Raw genomic sequence first — 20,166 nt, forward strand, 5'->3', positions numbered from 1 at the left:
ATTAATAGCTTGTTTCTATTAGCTATTAATAAATAAAGGGGGCATCGCCCCCCCTACTTAATGATTAACCTTACGTCGATATGCTAGCCATATCATTAATACCAACAACTGCCATATTGATGTTGTCCCCCCACTAGAGCTTGCTTCTGGCTCTGGCTCTGGCTCTGGCGAAGGATTGCCTGCAAAATTAATTGTCACCAGTTGGATGTCCGAGTAACTTGCACCATCATAGGCTCTAAACTCAAATGTCACCTGATAGCTGCTCTCGCCCTCTGGCGTATATTCAAACATGCCAGATAAGTTGTCTAAACTTAAGGTTCCCATACTTGGCGGATTAACAATTTCAAATGAAACACCATCACCATCTGCATCACTTGCTTGTAATTCTGCAGATAATACCTCTTTCCAAGCAACTGAATGAGATTGTCCAACCGCTACCGGCGCATTGTTTGTCATAGCTAATTTAACTCTCGCTGCGCTTGATTCAACATTATCACCGGCCGAAAAAAATTCAAAACTGTCTTCACCTATGAATCCAGCATTGGGAACATAATTAAACTCACCGGTTTTTTCATCAACAATAATAAGCTGTCCGTGTAACGGTGGCGTTTTTATATGAAATGATTTCGTGTAGTTTGTTTGCTCCGTCATAAAAGTGCCATTATAAATCGAGTTTACATGAATCGAGATATTTTGAGCTATCGCAGAGTAAGGAATATAAGCTACCGTACTTTCATAAGCTTCATAAGCTGAACAATCAATTTTACAGGTTAAGTAATGGTCAACACCATTTCTTGCCATACTAGAAAAACTAGAAAACCTGGAATATTGAGAATGCCCTGTAACATCAACTCTCGAGATTATCTCTAATTTTAAAAGGTCATAAATACGTAATTCGTCATGACAAACAACACCGAGCTGGCTAATACTTTTGTGAAATATGGAAACTGCTCCAGCTTCACAGACTTGGCCTACTTCAGACAAGGTTAAGTCATTATCTACACTAAAAAGCCCTCCTGAAGAGCTAACAACCAAAAGAGACTCTCGGCCAAACGCAAGCCCGGTTGTAATCCCAACAAAAAGCGGGTAATTAATCGAAGTCATAGAGTTTTCAGATAAACTATAGATATGAAGAATGTTATCAGAAATAATTGCAGCTTCTTTTTCACCATTATTATTTATATCAATAAGGTTAATATCACTAAAACTAGGATTTTCATTAAAACTAAGAGGCTCTGACTGGTGTTTAACCTGGGCATTCAAAGGATCTATAACATAAATCCCGTCAGGTTTAGCTCCCAAAAGATCTGGTTTACCATTACCGTCAAAATCAGCAACAAAAATTGATCTCAACCCTTTAAAAACTTCATCTTCGATACGGTGTTGTAAACTGCCATTTTTACCATCTAATATATAAAGTGGATAACCAAAACTAAACTCATCAGCAATAACAACAACATCTTTTTCTCCATCATCATCTACGTCTGCCACTTGCACGTCTGTTATGTAAGTATGAATATCTTGAGAAAATGGCGAGTTATTTTCTGTTGACCATTTTAACCGATAACTTTCCGAGTCATAAACCTCAATAAAACCATCTTCATCATAATATCCCCCTACATTACTTGCAGTTACAATATCTTTATTCCCATCACTATCAGCGTCACCAAAAAAATAGGCAATAGAATTAAAACTTAATGGAACAGTGACTTTTGACCACTCTCTAACGCCAGTACTTACATCAAATATACTAATCAAGTCAATTTCGACAGATATCAACTCTAATTTAAGGTCATTATCACTATCAACTACATGGAGAGCGTTATTATAAATACCGTTAGTTATATTTTTTATCAACACCCCGGAAGCAGAGTCAAATATGGAAATGCCTTGCATACTACCTTGACTAACTAATATTTCATTTACACCAGAATAATTTATATCTTTTGTAACTAGAACCTCAACATTTCCTAGCCCGAGGTCATTCTCCCATATTACGGATGAATCTAAGACACTATACAGGGTTAATGTTCCATCCTCTGTTATAACTAGTTCTTCAATACCATCACTATTAATATCGACTACGGAGTAGTGCTCACCAATGAAATAATCATCTTCCTTAACAAAAACCAACCCATCTGGAGTAATATTATATAAACGTCCATCTGAATAGATAACCGATGGAATACTATTATTAGTAAAATAACCAACAACACCAAAACTTGCACCATGTTTATAAGTATCAGTTATTTTTTTTGAAGCCACATCAATTATTTTAGTTTCGTCATCACCAAAAACTGAAACCTTTACTGAACCATAAGACTCAAAAACTTGAAAATGATTAACATCAAAACCATATAAATCACATTCCAACCAGCTTTCTGTTGATAAATTATATAATTTAATCTCCCCTGAATCTAAAGCAATAAACAGTAGGTGGTTTTCTAAAAAACTATCAAAGACCCCTTGCATTGCAATATAATTACTGCCAACAGCAACTTCCTTAATATTTTCATAATATCCATTAACCGCATCCAAAATAATAAAACTATTGTCATCTATTTTAGAGAAAAGCAGTTCGTTCGAGCCGTCCCCATTAAAGTCTCCGCTGTAAATCTCTTCCTTACCAACACGACGACCCCAATTTTCATGAGACTGCCATACTTTTTTAATTTCAGGTGTGGAATTATTTAGGGGGGACGATGAAGAAAAACTAACAATAGGAGTAAGCATTACTGCGCATAGCAATACAAAAATAATTTTATTCATAGAATTAACATTTCCTTATGTATTTCTAAATAGCTCTAGTACAGGTAAGACAAAGGCAAGGAATGAATACTATCTAAATAGGTGGCATTAGTTTACGGCAATCCCTTGCTAGTTACCCTACAGTATCACCATAACAGAATAAGGTAAACACTTGTATTTAATGTTTTAATCCACAATATGAGCTGGAAACCAACCTGTTCTGACTTGGATAATCTCAGAAATAAATTCTACGATACAGTAGTGTATACATAATTGTTGTATGACACCTTTATCATCTAGCTAGTCATTATTCGCATTAATTATGGTGATAGTGATAGTGGCTAATTTTAGTAGTAAGCCACCTGATTTTAGATCGGACATTTCGATTTTAAAATGGCAACGAGACAGTAAGAGCGCTGCCATTTTATTATAATGTTTAAATGCGTTGGGTAGGGCTATATATTTGTCGGAGGACAATAAAGATTGAAACTTAAGACCCTCATAAGTCTATGGTATTCGCCTTACCGTAAGTACCGCCTTACAATAAAGGTTGAAACTTTTTACTTTTCGATAGTTAAAACAGTCTAGAAATGACATTAAAGAATGAAACTTTTGCCTAGAACCCAAATAGATTTTTCAACATACCACTAGCCCAACGCACAAACACTTCTGGAAAATTAAAAATCCATTACAGCCATACAATTCAAACTAAAACAAAATAGCTCTTTCAGAAAAAGGGGTTCAATGAACCTCTATCAAGCATACAGAGAAGCTTCTAAGGTACTGAAATTCATCTGCCTTCAAACAATCTATCGAGATACTCTAGAAGAAGTTTGAACTGTTCAACCTCACCATTACAAACGAAGTCTATTGGACTTATACCATTGAATGGTGAACTATGATTGACCATGCTCATAAAGCCGTAGACGTTCTCAGGGTTTGAAAATGTTGAGCGTAAGCCTGCATGAATATTTAGAATATAGCTAACTCTTTCTATTTGATCTCGGCTAAAACTCATTTGCTCAAAATCAAGGGCGTCATAGTTTGCCGGTAACTTCAGCAAGCCTCGGATTTGCTGTTCATTACAATTCCACTTTTTCATGATATTCAAAACAGTTCTCAACCCAACTCTTACAACACCAGGCTCGTTACAATCGATCTCTTGCATATGAACTCCTAAATAATGAATGGCACAAACACTCATCTAGGTACAACAAAAACAAACAAACCTTTAACTGCCATATACTTCATACTCGCACGCATCTTGAACCTAAAAGCACTGTCTAACTTTGTCCCTAAACAGTGAACCAAACAGTGAATGGTTCTTTGATTCATGACGAACTCTGCCAGCGATAATACAAGGGGATATTTCTAACTGCTCAGATAATAGCCTCACACTATCCGCATTAAACCCGATCTGCTGCCTCCAAAGCTCTATAGGTATCAGTGCTTCACCAGCCAAAGCATCAGCTTCCTCTTCTATTTCTGTACTCCCATAAGCATCTAAATCATCAAGAAACCAAGTTTCATTACCATCAAAATGTAAAGCAATATGAGCCAGCTCATGCATCAATGAAAACCAAAAGCTATCTAAACGGTCATACCTTAGTGTCAACGCAATAACGGGGTTCCCATCAGGACTAATACACACAGCCCCATCAAGGTAAGTTTTTGGTAGATGGGGTTCAATAATTAAGTGAATACCATGCTTATTCAGGTATTCTTTTGCTAATGCTGGGCCCTGTGATGACCAAGAAAATTGAGCAACCTTATTCATCCATTCTAGTTCAACAGTACCCTCTTTATACTTTTCCTTTAGCTTTTCTTCACTCGCTTTTTGGAGGACTCTTACCTGCCATGCCCACATGGCATAAGTATCAACTTCCTTGTCATTTGAACGCAAATGAGCTGAAGATCTCAATAGTGCTGGCTGAAGATTAAAGCCTGAGTTAACGGAAGATAAGAAAGCTGTTATTCTCTCTGCTGCATATTCCTTAAGATCTGTAAGCGAGCCATTAAAACCTTCGAAATAGTCTCTCTTACGCATTTCAGATAAAGGGAATGCATTCCAATCGATATCCTTAGTAACTGCACTTTGCTGAGCTGGTGCTCGAATTAATATCTCCGCAGAAATACCTAACCCCTCACTAAGCTTACGGATCATATTCAAACTCAAGTTACGCTTTCCACTCAGAACTTCTGAAACCTTTGGAGCAGAACCGATATAAGGAACAATATCTTTGTTACTTAGGCCTTGCTGCTCCATCCTAAATTTTATTGCTTCAATAGGATCTGGAAACTCTATCGGGAAAGCTACTTCTTCATACTTCTCAATTAATACGGCTAAAACATCAATTTCATCTGACTCGATGCTATTTGGTTCAGGATCCATCTCCATAAGCGCCATCAAACGACTAATCGCTTGTTCATGGTCTTGTTCTGATTTAATCAGCTTAATGTGATTCATTCCTAACTCCTCAAAAGTCTTGCTTGTCGTACTGCGCATGGGTTCCTACCCACTCAACAACAACAATACCGTTTTGATACCTTACTTTTACGACCAACCTATAATGATTACCTTTAATATTAAAAATTACTCGGTTATCAGCTAGAAAGTCTGCAGTTCCATACTTATTTTTAATATCTTGTGGTGTTTTCCAAGCAGCAGTCTCAGCCTCAGAAAACCAAGATTCTAAGGCTGACTTTACATTTGCATGCTTTTTGTAAAATTTGACTAGTTTGTCTCTTCCTAAGACCTTCATTTCACCACTAGGTTCCCAAAAAGGGATTTACAATTTAAGTTACCAAAAAGGGAACTTGATTATAGCAAAATAAATTGACACTCTACAAGATATCTTATATCTAAAGGCTTATGAGCAATAACAGCTCCTCCCCATCAAGTACTAATTTCCTACCGTATGCTGCATGCTTTGCGTCCATGACGCTTTAAATGCAGGGTCACCAGCAAATAATTTGTATAGCTCAAGTTCGTCCTTACGTCTTGCTAGCATGACTTCTTTGAGCATCTTCTCAAAGGCCAGCTCTCTGTTGTGAGGGTCTGGGTTATTTTGATACTTTGCTTTGAAATCTGGGTGGCTTTTAACACTTTCTGCAATATTGATGAACTTTACTCTTTGCTCTTCAGGCGTCGCACTCCAGCCTTGGAACCAGCGCTCATTGAAGTTTCGAATAATTTCATCAAGAGGATCGCGTTCATCGCCATTACCATGAGCACCACGAGGGTTGGGGTTCTGTGGCTCAAGCTCTGCTCCCGCTTCATCTAACTCAATAGCATGATTGAGTTTAACGCGTTGTAATCCATATGAGCTTAAATCAATGGAGTTGAGCAGAGCATCTAAAGCTTCAGACTCTGGATCCTTCACTATGAGCTTTGGTATTAAAAACTTCAGAAACCAAAATAGTTTTTCCCACGCTATAACTTCATACGGCATGATGGATGCCATCTGGCCGTATATTTTTACAAACTGTTTAGCCTTGATTTTGAAGTCGACCTTGTTTTCATCTTCTAGCTCTAGTTCGACGTTGAAACGGTTTGCAGCTGTATCAATAATAGGGCTTAGAGTTTGTGCATCTTCGTTGTTAAAGTAGAGCTCAATAAAGCTCTCAACTTCAGTCCATTCATATACACCCACTTCATCCATTGCATCCTTAAGTTCATGCAATACATTGACGTCAGTCGCTTCCGATAAAGTGGTCGAGGTATAGAAAGGGTCAAAAGATGTCTTAATGTCTTCTACACTATTGAAGAAGTCTAAAACAAACAGGTCTTCCGTTTTCTTTCCAAGCTTTGGAGCTGAACGATTCAAGCGAGATAAGGCTTGCACACATAATACTCCAGTGAGCTTCTTATCAACGTACATCGAACAGAGCTTAGGTTGATCAAAGCCTGTAAGATACTTGTTTGCAACGATTAATAAGCGATAATCATCGCTATCAAATTTATCTTTAGTATCACTTTCGGCAAAGCCGTTCATCTCTGCTTCTGTGTACTCGATACCATCAACTTCTTTTGTTCCTGAGAACGCAATAGCAACTTTAAACGGGTTTCCTTGCTCATCTAGTATGCGGGTTATAGCTTTGTAGTAGCGAATAGCCGCTTCGATACTTTGAGTTATCACCATACCTTTCCCTTTGCCGCGCAACTTCTTTGCGTTAACGACTTTAGGTATGAAATGGTCCAACATAATTTCAGCTTTGGTATTGATAGTTTGTTGGCTAGCTTCTACATATGCGCGTAAACGCTTTTGAGCCTTTTTAGAATCAAACTCAGGGTTATCTTGAATTGATTTCTCAATTTCGTAATAACTTTTGTAGGTTGTGTAGTTTGCAATGACATCTAAAATGAAGCCTTCTTCAATAGCTTGCTTCATTGAATACAGATCTATAGGTTCAAAACTGCCATCTTCTTGTTTGTCGCCGAATTTTTCCAAAGTGCTATTTTTTGGGGTTGCAGTAAAGGCAAAGTAAGATGCGTTTCCGCGCATTTTTCTTGAGCGCATTGCTTGTAGCACTTTATCTTGCGCATCCTCAGCCTCTTCAACTTCAGCCTTACCCATAGCACGATTCATATTATCGTGAGCAGAGCCTGATTGTGAGCTATGGGCCTCATCAATGATTACAGCAAAACGTTTATCACTCAGATCTCCAATTCCATCGATAATAAATGGGAATTTTTGAATGGTCGTAATGATAATTTTTTTGCCATTCTCTAAGGCTGATTTTAGTTCTGATGATTTAAATGCAGGAGCTACAATATTTTTAACTTCAGAGAACTCCTTGATGTTATCCCGTAACTGCTTGTCTAGCAGGCGCCTGTCTGTCACGACAATGACAGAATCAAATAAAGGCTGCTCAACGCCTTGACTGCCGGGAAGTTCTGCTTTTACTGGGTAAGTTTCTATCAGTTGATAAGCAGCCCAAGTAATGGAGTTTGATTTACCAGAGCCTGCAGAGTGTTGAATCAAGTAAGTTTGGCCGACTCCATTTGTTGCAGCATGCTCGACTAACTTACGCACTACTTGTAGCTGGTGGTAGCGAGGAAAGAATAGAGTGCGCTTTCTCAAATCATCTTTGATACTGCCATCTAAGCGCACAAAATGTTGAATGATGTTAGCCAGACTCTTTCTAGTGAATACTTCTTCCCATAAATACGCGGTTTTATGGCCACCCTTCAATGAGGTATTCGGAGGGTTACCTTGACCGTGATTGTGGCCCTTATTGAATGGAAGGAAGAAGGTGTTTTTACCTGCTAACTTAGTCGTCATATAGACTTCATCAGTGTCAACAGCCATATGAACTAGACAGCGGCCAAATTGCAATAGTGGCTGAGTAGCATCTCGATCATTACGGTATTGTTTTTGCCCATGATACCGGGCTGTTTGGCCTGTCCATGGGTTTTTAAGTTCGAGAGTTACCAATGGAATTCCATTGATAAATAGCACCATATCAATCTCTTGGAGTGGATTAGTTATCGAGTATCTAATTTGACGAGTCGAACTGAAAATATTCGCATTAAAGTTTTCCTTAACCTTTTCGCTACTACTCGCTAGAGGAGCTGGATACAGCAAAGTGAAGTGAGCATCATCAACGCTCAAGCCTTTTTTCAGCAAGTGTAAAACACCATTTTTTTTAATGAGTCGATCAAACCGTTCAAGTATTTTCCGCTCCCAATCATTAGGGCTATTTCGTTTGAGCTTTTCTAACTCATCTTTTTGTGTATTGCTTAAAAACTGCCAAAAAAAGCGCAAATCTAGAGCATATTGCATATCAAAGTCAGTCGCATACCCAAGCTTATATAGCTTATTGTCATAGTCAGAAGGTGGCTCTCCCAGGCTAACGGCCATTTCTTCTAAGCAAACACCTGTAAGGTTTTTTTCAATTGCAGACTCTAATGCTTGTTCGTTGGTTTGACTGACCATTAATAAGTCCCTCTATCTTCCGGTAGTAATAAAGATAACTCTTTAGCTGCGCCCCCTTTAAAATCACCTTTGGTGTTCAAAAAAGGTCTCCTTTCATTAAAAATAAAATCTTCTTTGTTTTCAGTGTAAAAGTCACACAATGCTATATAACTACCTTCATCCCACATTTTTTCGCCTAAGTGGTAGTTATACCATCGAAATTGCTCTAACAGAGAGTCAACTTTCTCAAATTGGAAGCTACCTCTTTTGCTGTGTAAGAAATCTTCTACAGATAATCCGGATTCTACTAGTTCCATAAATAATTGAGCGAAATTATCGTTTCCCCCCCGAGAACGAATGATATTTCTCCAATCGTTAAACTGGTAGTTTTCGTAGTAGTGGGGAGAGGTTCGCCGCCAAAACTTCCCATAATATAGAAGCAGGCTTTGAATGAGGGGGAGCTTACAATTATCACGTGATGTTGAAGAAGGAAAACACATAAAGAACGTATCTTTTATTCTCGCTAAACTATCGACGGTTACTTTGTCATCAAAGTTTACTAAGTGAGAGCTGTTGGTTAGGCCTACATCAGCACCATCAATGTTGAAAGGATGATCTTCAATTTCCCACAGCAAGGACTCCAGCTTATTACTGTCTCGCTGATTTTGAATCTCAGATATCCAGCGCTCTTTTTTAAACTCTTCACCATCACTGTTTGATATATGCCCTGTATTTAGAAGATTACTTACCGACTCTTTGATACCACTAATCCCCGTTACTGAGCGCATATTATTTTTATAGCGTAAGTAAAACTGACGAATTCCTCTAAAAACCTCATGAGTACTTATTTCTTTGTCAGAATTTTTCGCTTGTTCAACCCAATGGAGTACCCCCCAAACAAATACCATTCTGCGACGCTCTGTTGATAATCGATCATTGCTGTAGTCAATGATCCACGCCGTTTGTGAAGTATTCATCAATCCCCAAAACTCATGAAGGCAATGCTCTATCCATTCAGAATATGGATATGCCTGACGCATGCTCTCTTTTCCTGCCTCAATAAACTCGATTGTACTAATGTACTTTTCAACCAGTTCAAAACTAAGGACTTGTGATAGAATATTCGATGAGGGCTGAATAGATTTTTCGTTGCCTAACAAAGCATTGTTAGTATCTGAGAGGTATATTTGTAAGCCGGAGATACAGCTTAAAAACTCATTAAAACCTTTGTCAGCATTAAGCCCTTTTACTTGTGCTTGAGTTTTGCTTAGCCCACATTTGCGCTTTCGCCAAAAAAGGTCCTGCCAATTTTCCCATTGTTTACCAAATTCATTTTTTAGCTCTATCGAAGGTAAACGACTTAATAGCTCTGCTTTCAGGTTTTCATTACCTTGTACTTGTTCCCCCCGAGAGTTGAGGTAAATATATAAGTTCTCACCTTGTGCGCTGATATTGGTATCGAAGTACCAAAACTCAGTGTAAGCATTAAGATACTGATAAAAATCTAGTTCGTTGATACTCTGTTTTTCAAGCCATTGCTCTACAACAGATAGGTTTTTAAGTATATTTTTAACGGTAATATCATGTGCAAAGCTATTTAAGTACCAACTTTGCTCCTTTATATCGATACACGATTCACTTAGGACATAAGGCACTAGTTCTCTGATAAAGCTACAAGCAGATTCTCGTACGCGATAATCCAATTTAGGGCCCTTGTTTGAGCAATAGTTTTTGCTGAAGTCGGATTGCTGCCCCGAGCGTGAAGCTAGTAATAGGAGCACTAGGTATAGAGTTGTAACACGCTGTTGCCCATCAATGAGAAAGTAGCGCCCTTCATATTGCTGGTCACTATACGCGTAAATAAATCCAATGTTTGATGCATAATTTCGCTGTCTGTAAAAATCAGCAAAGTCACGATTTAGCTGTTTCAGTTCAAAGGCATCTTTTTCTGAAGCAATAACAGGAACATTAGCGTTGTTGAATCGATGGAAGTTAGCTGAAATCGAGCTGAGAAGCCCCTCAATTTGCGGTTTATCCCAAACGTAGTCGCGCTGAATTTCCGGAATAACGATTTGATCAACATATCGATTTACAAACAGCTCTTGAAAACTATACTTTCCAGCTCTCATTTCACATCATCCTTAATGTCCTCAAGAACAGTCATTGCAACATACTTCGCATGTGATTCAATGTCGTGTTTAGACCACTGTTCCAAACCGGGTTCAAGCCCTTTAATCATCTTCGAAAAAACATCAAAAGTATGTTTTGGTACAAAATGTCCAGCCTGAATAAGTTCTAAAATTTTGCCTCTCTTTCCCTCGAAAAATAGACAGCCTAGTGCACTGTTACTGCCGCCGGTAAGTAAGCACATGTTCCCAATATTATCGATTATCCCCGTTGACCTCATTGCATCAACATAAATCATTTGTTCGTCATGCGTTCGACTCTCTAGTTGTAATATATCCTCTATCTCAGAGTCTGTAGCTGCTGTTGCATTTAATATCTGTCGGATGTTGCGCTTTTCTATATCACTTAACTTGTGGCCTTTACCTTCAGGAGTTTGTGGGAAAACATGCTCCAATGACCAGTCTTGCTGTATGAACTCATCAAAATCAAAGCGTCGCGAAACATTTTTGGGAAACACGCTAAGGGCTAGCAAAACGGCATGAATTTGTTTGTCATTTTCTCCATACTTTAAGTTTTGAAGAAATGCCTGTTGGTCATCTTTTTCTGTACAGCTTCCCAGCAGTAATTCTAATTTTTTCTCAGTCAAAAACTGTTTTAATGCTGTTTTTGTCGATTTACCCAAGCAGTCGTATAGAAAGCTAAGTCGCTTATGTTCGCTATGTTTAGTAAATCGGCAAAAGCCAATTAGATGATAAGTTTCATCAGTCTCAAACCAATCGTTTAATTGCTTATAGATCGCTATCAAACGCTCAAAGCTATCTTTGTTGCTTGGCTGCTTTGAAAAAAAATTAAACAGTGAATGCTCCGCACTTTTTTGAGATCCCCCAAGTTCGATTTGCTTAGCCCCTATACTCAAGGCGGTTAATTTAAGTAACTCTAATAATGGCGAACGACTGCTGTTGAAGTAAAAGCTTGCAATTTCACTGCGCTGACTCCACTGTTGAATATCTTCCCATGTACGACTTAAGCCAAGCCTAACCTCCATCACTTCGCGAAAATGGCTATCTGATTGTCGTACGTTGCTGCGCCCAACTTTTGTGATAAATAGTGCTTTAATCAACTCGGTTTCAGAAAGCGGAACCTTGTGACTATTAAGGTTCTTAAAGACTGTTTCGCTAGTGATGTGTGGCTCAACAGAGTTAACAATCAACTTCACAGATCTCTTTAGATACTGCTGAAAATCGGCCAAGTCTGTTTGTTTTTTCTCGAAGAAAGTCGAACTTGCTCTAACGGCACTATGGAGGTAAAAAACATCCTGTCGGTCAAGTTTTTCTGGATCTTGAGCAATGAACTCATCCCAATTTAACTTACATAGCAGGGCTAATGCTTCTTGGTTGTATATGTACTGGTTAAAAAAGTTCTCTCGAATTGCATAATCAAGTTTGTTCAGTGCGATATTGCTAGGGCTGTCATCATCAGCAAGTATTTGGCTTATGACTGACAATATAATAGAAAGAGTTGTTAGCCTTTGTTGACCATCAATCACTTCTAAATACTGGTTAGATGACTCGCACAGTGGTTTAACGGTTATATATTGTAGGTAGTATTCAACCTCTTGATTTTCAAACGCACTCCACAAATCATCTAATAAAACACTAACAGCCCCATTGGGCCCCGACTCCCATTTATAGCCACGCTGGTAAGCTGGAATATGGAATGATGAAGCCCCATACTGTGCTAAGCATCCATCAGGCGTATCACTGTTAAAAATATCTGCAACGCTGAAAACAAGCTCTTTCATACTATTTCACTTCTATCCCTGTGGCGCTTTATGAATACTCATGTACCACTTATTAGCAAGGGTCTTGAGATTGATGCAGTATCACGCTACCTAAGTAAAGACCGCACCTGCATAACTTTACGCGAGCGTTGTACTGGCAACGGATACTGACATTTTACTTCCCTGTTAGCTGAGTACGCTTTCTTGGTTTTGTGGTACTTTTATTTTTCCAGTAACTGCACTGTTGATCAGCGTGGTTTTGTACTCTTTGAGCTTTTCAATTTGTTGAAGCTGTATTTTTACGGCTTGGTCGATTTTATTCGATTGTACTTCTACGTGTGCAACTATCTGGTCTTGTTCATTACGACAAGGAAAGCCTATTTCCATATCAAAGAACATTCTGGAATAAAACCTGAGTCTTGAAGAGTGCAACCCTGTAGAGACTTTATTGTAATGCTCTATATAACCGACAGTTTTAAGCAACCATTCAAGGTAAACAGGATTAAATATATTCAATGGCTTCTGGCGGTAAATACTATAAGCAGAGCTTACAATACCTGGGCGGTCTGACACTCCTAAAGCACCCATCCATGCCCACATAATATTCATAACTAAGTCATTTTGTTGGCATGTCTTTGAACCGCTATAATCTTCTGCGATCATTGTTACATTTTTTTCGGAGCGCGGAGTAACACCCGTTATGTGTGATACCGACAATAACTCTTCATCGCCATTGACTGAGCGTTTATCAATTTCATCGAATAAGTACTTTGCTCGTCTGACTTTCCAATGCTCTGGAATTTTACCAATCCAATCAATACCAGAGTCTTTCATAGGTACATTTGGAGCTAAACCTTGAGTCACAGCTTGTTGGATGATGATTTGTTTACGCTCTTTTAACAGCTCGATCTGCTGCTGTTTTATAGCTACAGCTTCATCAATTTGAGCTGTTTTTTTATCAAGGAAATTAGCTATTGATACTTGCTCATCTAACGGAGGTAGAGATATCACAACCCTTTTTAACTGTGGCCAATAAAGGTTTCTCTGGATTGTTCCTACACCTTTGGAGCAGATTAGGTATTGAGAGACCATGTTGCCATCACGAAAGAAGTAGTTCCCAAATTGAGGGTTAATCTCTTTTGATAGTTTAAGAATCAAATAAGCAGGACTTACAATCCCTTGATATTTAGAAACTCCGACTGAACCTCGCCAAGCTTGTTGATTATTTAAAACTAAATCATTAGGTTCAACTAATTGATATTTACTTAAGTCTAGGCTAGTAACATTTGTACGTTTGGCTTCAACATCCTTAAACCGAATAACCCCTTTATCCAAATAAACTGATAGTAATTCCTCATTTACTTTATCTGTAATTGATTTAAGAACTACTTTGCTGCAAAGAGGTGAAATAACCCAGTGACTAGGTATGCTTCCTATTGAAGTAATTCCAGTATTCTTATAATTTTGATATTTTTGCATTTTTAGTAAATCAGTCATCGTTACGCTTCCTGATCAACTACATCAATATCTAGATTTTTTAGTCCTAAAATGTCAGCAATCAAACCTTCGGCTTTTGTCTCTAGCTTTATGATATCAGCAGCAACTTCACTCATAGTGCGCAGTGACTTGTGTTGATAGAAATGCTTGTTAAAGCTGATCTCATAGCCAATTTTTGCGCTATCAAGGTTTATCCATGCTTCATCAACATGCGGCTGCACTTCATCAAGGAAGTATTGATGAATTTCACTGTTATTAGCGTTAGCTTCTTGGTTGGCTGAGGCATAATTAAGCGGAACAGATTCAGCGTCACGAAGATCTGAGTTACTCTCGTAGGTAGTAAATTCGTTTTTGTTACTCGTGGCATAGTAGCCAAAGTCACTCAAATCAGCTTGTTTACAACCTAAATGCTGTAACAGCTCATCAAGTTTATCTTGCTTAAATTTAACCACCTTTTTAATCACTTTTTCGGCATTTTCATCATACCAACTCACCGCGTCTAAAATGGTCTTCTTCTCAGCAGGGGTTACTTTGATAACCTCTTGTTTCAGCGCTTTCTTTAGCTCTGCTTGGCTCTTTATTTTAAGTTCAACGTCTTCCTTGAAGTCATTGAAATTATCATATTGCTTATCGCCAAATTCAGTGAGAAGCTCCGCTGCCATTTGATAGATATTTCTTAGCTTCAACCAATTTTCGATATCCAACAGCTTCTTCTTGGCTTTGGTATTTAAAGTAATGTCGTTTTCTTCACACCAAGCAAGAGTGGTGTTTTCAACGGTTTTTAAGAAGCCTTTTTGATAAACACTTTCACCATACTGTGCATACAGGTACTCCATTGGCTCACGTAGTGCTTTATCAAAACGCAGTGGTTCTATTAGTTCTTGCTTGAATTGAGCGCTTCGGCGATCTGGTCGTTCAATATTGACTTTGTAATAGCCAAAATCTTTGTTATTGAACACTTTCGAGGCTAGTCCAATAGGTTCATCATTGTCGTCTTTTGTTCGCTCAATCGACTTGCCACATAGGTAAGCCTGAGTTATTTGAGCTATATGCTCTGGAAGGAATTCGCAGTTCTTGTCGCCCAAGTTTTTGCGTAGCTTTTTAAACAGCAGACTAGCATCAATTAATTGTACTTTGCCTGTTCTGCCTTCTGGTTTGTTATTGCTTAATAGCCATATGTAGGTCGTTATACCTGTGTTGTAGAACAGGTTATTTGGCATTTGCACGATAGCGTCGAGCATATCGTTTTCAATGATGTAGCGACGAATATTGCTCTCGCCAGAACCAGCGTCACCAGTAAACAAGCTAGAGCCATTGTGTACAGATGCAATGCGAGCGCCCAACGGACTGTGAGCCGTTGATTTCATTTTGCTAACCATTTCCATAAGGAATAGTAATTGGCCATCGCTAGAGCGCGGCGTGGCATCAACAAAGCCATCCTTAGCGGGTTCACCCCAGTAATCGTTTAACGGAACACGGAAACGAGAGTCGATAACATCAGCGCCGTCTTTAATAAATTTCTGCTCACTTGCCCAACTTTTTCCGTAGGGAGGGTTAGATAAACAAAAGTCAAAGCGATTGGCCGCAAATTCATCGGTAGATAAGGTCGAACCAATCTTAATATTCTCAGGGTTATTGCCCTTGATCATCATGTCTGACTTACAGATTGCATAAGTCTCATCGTTGATCTCTTTGCCGTAAAGACGGATGTCACGCTTAGAGGCCCCGTTATCTGATGTAACTGGATACTTCTCTTCAATGAAGTTTTGCGCTTCGGTTAACATGCCGCCGCTACCACATGCTGGGTCATAAATAGTCAGAGGGTCTGGCAAGCCGCATTTAATCGGATCGAAGACTAAGTGAACCATTAGCTCAATGACTTCACGTGGAGTAAAGTGCTCACCCGCTTCTTCATTATTGTCTTCGTTGAACTTACGGATAAGCTCTTCAAACACATAACCCATGCCTAAGTTACTGACAGGCGGTAGCTTATAGCCATCTGGATCAATCTGTTCATTAGGAGTCAGGTTGATGTTTGGTGAAACGAACTTTTCTAGCACATCTAGTAGTACATCTTTGCTCGCCATGTGACGAATTTTTGCTTGTAGATCGAAGCAAGCAATGATCTCTTTAACGTTGTCACTAAAGCCAAGTAAGTATTCTTCAACATTGGCTAACAATATCTGTTAGTTGTTAGTTGCGGTGCTATGTAAGCTTTTTAAGGTCCATTTTGACGTGTTGTAAAACACGTAACCAGACTCCGCCATTAGTGGCGCATCATCAAGCTCCGTGGCTTCCATCTCTTCGGTTTGAAACTTAACTTCTGCTAGTACCGCCTCTTTTGTTGGCTCTAGCAAGGTATCTAAACGGCGCAATACCACCATTGGCAAGATAACATCACGGTATTTACCACGAACATAAACGTCACGCAGGCAGTCGTCTGCAATAGACCAGATAAATGAGATAAGTTTGTTGTGTACGCTGTGATCCATGAAAGGTTCACTCCTGAAAATTATTTGACTATAGATAGACGACTCGACTGTTTATAAGGTCAAGCAGCTAAGAAAATGTATTAAAGTAATTGAGTGTCGAGGCCGGCTGCGCGTAGTCGCTGGGTGAGATTACGCATTTTGCTAAACTCTGTGCCAAAGCTGCTTTTAAGACCTACACCTTCACAGAACTCTTTGGCTGTAATGGATTTCAGCTCATCTGCGTATTTGATCATTTGCAGGTGTAACTCTGCGGTGTATTGATTACGCGGCGCATCATTTAAGGCTTTTTTGATGCTGTTAAAAATGGCTTGTTCGGTCATGTGATGGTGCCTTAGATATACATATAAACAGATGCTTTTAGCTAATTTATATAAATTAGCTAAAAGCACACTTGAGTACAATGTTTATATTCCATATACATGGCTAACTGATTAGCTTCAAAGCTTGCTTGCTACTCTACCGGCCCAATCAAGAATTGATTCCATCGGAATACCTGTAGGATGTCCTTCAATTGACTTAGGATGAGAAATGCCAATATGCTTTTTGAAGCCAAACATGCCGTCCATCTCTAGTGTTGGCCACCCCAGAGACTTCGTCACCACACCTCTCTTGATTAGCGCGAACTGCTCTTTCCAATTGCTAGTATCAATCTGCCGAATGCATTTAGTAGAAAGCCATTTACTTAACCCTGTAACATCAACCTCAAGCAAGTAATTCACATGACCGTTCCGTTCAACTACAACGCAACGAATAGTTCTTTTTGCGCCAGAGTCAATCAAGTGGCATTTACTGCGCCCAACCTGATCTAATTCATGAGTGTAGGAATCAATGATTGTGCAGGCGTATTTTTCCTCAAGCATTTGCACCATCATGTTAAAAGCCGTAAAACGTGAGGCGTATTCCTCTGATTTATCAGTGCAATCTTGCGTCCCTCCGCCTATATCTGCAGAAGGTATCTCGCCAATACTACCAGGCTCATTGGTACTTACCGTATCACTTGCTTTCTTGTGTTTTTCTTGACAACTATCTGGCCGATGACTCCTTTTGGGCGCAGTTGTTTTCGATGTTGAAAAACAATTTTTAAACCTTACTGAGCAAGTATTTTCACCTAGCAAAAATGCTTGGTTAGCATTAGACGCCTCGCGATCATCATCGATAATATGATCTTCCGGGCGCTCATACTGTTCAGGGCCTTCACCACCACTCGTTGGCTCTTGGCCTTCATCTGGGTGCGTAAATGACGAGTTATGGAAATGGACCCTAGAGGGCATTTGAGCATTAATTTCAATATCCGTTATCTTTTCAACCAAAAAGTAACGGCCACTTGCGTCAAGCCTGCCGTCATATGAGAAAGACCACCCAGACATTTGTGGCGGGTCAAAGTGAAATAGCCAACGCTTATACCCCGCTGAGACATCTCGATCCTTTTCGACGTTGAAATATCTAAAAATCGACTCAAATGAACGCTTTGCATTACTATCAATAAGTAACCAGCTCAACATTGCTCTTGTTGCTGAATCATTGAATGCCGAAGGGGGAAAGTTTGATGTTTGCAACACTTCGATATTGGCATAGTCCTCCTTAGTGTTAACTTCGACCTTAAAGTCTGTAAGCAAACGAGAAGACATTAATGACGCTCGCGATAAGTAAGAGCTGGCATAAAATAGGACCCTTGCCAATTCTAGCTGAGGAATAATCAGTTTAGGGGCAGCGCCTCGGTCTAAAACAAATGCATGTTGCTCTGACTCTTTCTTTCTTAAAGACTCTGCTGACTCTGAGTCGGGGAACTCACTCAAGCTACTGTGTCGAAACAACTCATTACTTCTAAATTTATGACGCCCTCGTTTATCGTAACCTTCTGATAATCCTCGTTGATTAATTATTTTTCCTCGATACAAAGCAGGGACGTTAGAAAATGCAGTCGCATGAAAATTATTTTTCTGCTGAGGGGGGTAGCACCAAACCTCAATTGAAGGCCGATAAGATGAATCACTTGTTCGTACTAATATTTTACCTGTATGGACTATGCGCACATCATCGTCACACTTGTAAAATCTTGCTCCCATATAATTTCCTTATTTGCAATCTGATCCTGTAGTTACCCAACCAAGTAAATCGGCGATAACTGGTAGTATTCTCTCTTTGGGAAGACTTGCTGAACGCATCAACTGCCAGCGACTCATTTTTGATCCTGTTTGCGACTTTGCAATTACAACCATTGCCAGGCGCCGAGCTTGAAACTCAACGACACTTTCTTGATACCGGTTCAAAGCAAAAGATAGCAAGGGTAATAAGTTCAGTTTTTTGCTCACCGAACCATAGCTGTAATCGTCATCTAACTGTTTGAGTAAGAAATTTTTGCTTCTTCGTGGGCCGGTTATAACAGTATCTAATCGTTCAACAACCCTTAGTAGCTGCTTGGTTAGTAATCGGTCTCTTGCGCTCCAATCTACTTTTTTCTGCCTTGCATGCGATTGGGATTGATGAACTCGATTGAAAGCCAATAACCAGTCTCTATCATTTCGGTACAACCAAGCATACAGTCCACCACCACCTGGAAGTTTGCGTGCTTTCTTAATAGGGGCCTTACCTATTAAGTTACGCCATAGCTTACGTTTTTCTTCACTTGGATTTGGCACAAGATAAGCATTGTCCTTCGGGAGAGATACCGTCACTCTCTCTTTCGATTTTACGTCTTTGATGATTTCACCAACCGACATTTCAGGAATAAAAGCAGACCAAACCGTCAAGTGCTGAAGGTAGCTAAAAGCTTTACGATGACGGCGAAATATCGTGCGAAGCCAATTTGTCCCTCTATCAGAATTAATGGTTAGCTCTGGGGTAACGATCTTGCTGACAACTAAGTCTGCAACCTTATCGTGAGCAACCTGTTTAGAACCTATTCCGCATCCAAAATCGTATGCTAGATGATTGTAGAAAAGACTCCATTGATGCTGACTAGGGGACCTTTGAGCAGGTAAGCGCATTACCTCTTGAGCTTTACTTGCTAAGTAAGCAAACTGCTGCACTGTTTTATTGTTATCGTTACATAAGAAAGGCTGACATTGTATTCGGTCACATGCATGGTACATGTGCCGACTATCATGGTAAGAGGTTTTCGATTTATTCAGAAGGCCGTGCTCAAGGCAGTAAGGCAAAGATGGCAAGAACCACAATCGAGACCAATAACTTTCCCCATATCTTTGCTTTTGCTCTGCAACACAAGTAAGGCAAACACGAAAATTATCCGATGTTTTTACAATAGAAGCAGGGGCCCCTAGCATTAAATGAACAGCGCCTTTAGAGGAATATTCCATTCGTTCCATAGCTCTAACCCTGATACTTTCATCAACAAAAGGAGCGTAAATCGGAAACATGGTATGCTCATAAATAAGCTGTTGGACATCAAATCGTCCCGTGTTGACTAACTGCTCTGATATCGACGCCAAATGACTAGGTAGGTCAATTGATGCAATCACTTTTCTGTCACCAAACACTTCATTTAATAGCTGTTTTGAACTTGTTATAGCACTGCGAACTCCAGCTCTAGCCACCAAGCTATAGATTAATTCATCTGGGTATGGGACAGGGAAGCAGTGCAATA

The 20,166-nt window shown here is 39.4% G+C and carries 11 protein-coding genes and 1 pseudogene; all 12 read right to left on the minus strand.

What is annotated here, in order from left to right; translation table 11 throughout:
- Positions 1–57 precede the first annotated feature (57 nt).
- The 12 genes and pseudogenes from FLM48_RS22385 to FLM48_RS22440 all read right to left on the minus strand — a co-directional run bounded on the left by FLM48_RS22385 (position 58) and on the right by FLM48_RS22440 (position 20,164).
- A complete protein-coding gene (locus FLM48_RS22385) occupies positions 58–2,769 on the minus strand; it encodes an Ig-like domain-containing protein (protein WP_179026198.1) in 2,712 nt (903 codons plus the stop codon).
- A 769-nt stretch (positions 2,770–3,538) separates the two neighbouring features.
- Entirely contained in the window at positions 3,539–3,916 is a 378-nt protein-coding gene (locus tag FLM48_RS22390) for a hypothetical protein (RefSeq protein WP_179026199.1), read from the minus strand.
- Positions 3,917–4,018: 102 nt separating this feature from the next.
- Complete coding sequence (locus FLM48_RS22395) at positions 4,019–5,215, minus strand: ImmA/IrrE family metallo-endopeptidase (protein ID WP_179026200.1); 1,197 nt, start codon at positions 5,213–5,215, stop codon at positions 4,019–4,021.
- A gap of 10 nt (positions 5,216–5,225) precedes the next feature.
- Positions 5,226–5,510: a type II toxin-antitoxin system HigB family toxin gene (locus FLM48_RS22400; protein WP_179026201.1), complete on the minus strand. Its 285-nt coding sequence runs from the start codon at positions 5,508–5,510 to the stop codon at positions 5,226–5,228.
- A gap of 141 nt (positions 5,511–5,651) precedes the next feature.
- Positions 5,652–8,687 carry a type I restriction endonuclease subunit R gene (locus tag FLM48_RS22405; RefSeq protein WP_179026202.1) on the minus strand — a complete coding sequence of 1,012 codons (3,036 nt, stop codon included), beginning with the start codon at positions 8,685–8,687 and terminating at the stop codon, positions 5,652–5,654.
- A complete protein-coding gene (locus tag FLM48_RS22410) occupies positions 8,687–10,795 on the minus strand; it encodes a DUF262 domain-containing protein (protein WP_179026203.1) in 2,109 nt (702 codons plus the stop codon). Before FLM48_RS22410 ends, FLM48_RS22405 begins: the two co-directional genes overlap by 1 nt.
- Positions 10,792–12,594 carry a DUF262 domain-containing protein gene (locus FLM48_RS22415; RefSeq protein WP_179026204.1) on the minus strand — a complete coding sequence of 601 codons (1,803 nt, stop codon included), beginning with the start codon at positions 12,592–12,594 and terminating at the stop codon, positions 10,792–10,794. The genes FLM48_RS22410 and FLM48_RS22415 overlap by 4 nt, the downstream gene beginning before the upstream one ends.
- Positions 12,595–12,759: 165 nt before the next feature.
- A complete protein-coding gene (locus FLM48_RS22420; RefSeq protein WP_218645319.1) occupies positions 12,760–14,070 on the minus strand; it encodes a restriction endonuclease subunit S in 1,311 nt (436 codons plus the stop codon).
- 2 nt (positions 14,071–14,072) lie between these two features.
- Positions 14,073–16,562: pseudogene (locus tag FLM48_RS22425) on the minus strand (N-6 DNA methylase).
- A gap of 80 nt (positions 16,563–16,642) precedes the next feature.
- On the minus strand, positions 16,643–16,882 hold the full coding sequence (locus FLM48_RS22430; protein WP_179026205.1) for a transcription factor: 240 nt from the start codon (positions 16,880–16,882) through the stop codon (positions 16,643–16,645).
- Between the two features lie 117 nt (positions 16,883–16,999).
- Positions 17,000–18,628, minus strand: coding sequence for a Tn7-like element transposition protein TnsE (locus FLM48_RS22435; RefSeq protein WP_179026206.1), 1,629 nt, complete (start codon positions 18,626–18,628; stop codon positions 17,000–17,002).
- A 9-nt stretch (positions 18,629–18,637) separates the two neighbouring features.
- Positions 18,638–20,164: a TnsD family Tn7-like transposition protein gene (locus tag FLM48_RS22440; RefSeq protein WP_179026207.1), complete on the minus strand. Its 1,527-nt coding sequence runs from the start codon at positions 20,162–20,164 to the stop codon at positions 18,638–18,640.
- Positions 20,165–20,166 lie beyond the last annotated feature (2 nt).

It is taken from the genome of Shewanella sp. Scap07, from assembly GCF_013394145.1.
GTDB classification, from domain to species: domain Bacteria; phylum Pseudomonadota; class Gammaproteobacteria; order Enterobacterales; family Shewanellaceae; genus Shewanella; species Shewanella waksmanii.

Bases quoted from the DNA above. Each gene is read 5' to 3' on its own strand.
- FLM48_RS22385 (WP_179026198.1), bottom strand. From the start codon at position 2,769: ATGAATAAAATTATTTTTGTATTGCTATGCGCAGTAATGCTTACTCCT.
- FLM48_RS22390 (WP_179026199.1), bottom strand. From the start codon at position 3,916: ATGCAAGAGATCGATTGTAACGAGCCTGGTGTTGTAAGAGTTGGGTTG.
- FLM48_RS22395 (WP_179026200.1), bottom strand. From the start codon at position 5,215: ATGAATCACATTAAGCTGATTAAATCAGAACAAGACCATGAACAAGCG.
- FLM48_RS22400 (WP_179026201.1), bottom strand. From the start codon at position 5,510: ATGAAGGTCTTAGGAAGAGACAAACTAGTCAAATTTTACAAAAAGCAT.
- FLM48_RS22405 (WP_179026202.1), bottom strand. From the start codon at position 8,687: ATGGTCAGTCAAACCAACGAACAAGCATTAGAGTCTGCAATTGAAAAA.
- FLM48_RS22410 (WP_179026203.1), bottom strand. From the start codon at position 10,795: ATGAGAGCTGGAAAGTATAGTTTTCAAGAGCTGTTTGTAAATCGATAT.
- FLM48_RS22415 (WP_179026204.1), bottom strand. From the start codon at position 12,594: ATGAAAGAGCTTGTTTTCAGCGTTGCAGATATTTTTAACAGTGATACG.
- FLM48_RS22420 (WP_218645319.1), bottom strand. From the start codon at position 14,070: ATGACTGATTTACTAAAAATGCAAAAATATCAAAATTATAAGAATACT.
- FLM48_RS22430 (WP_179026205.1), bottom strand. From the start codon at position 16,882: ATGACCGAACAAGCCATTTTTAACAGCATCAAAAAAGCCTTAAATGAT.
- FLM48_RS22435 (WP_179026206.1), bottom strand. From the start codon at position 18,628: ATGGGAGCAAGATTTTACAAGTGTGACGATGATGTGCGCATAGTCCAT.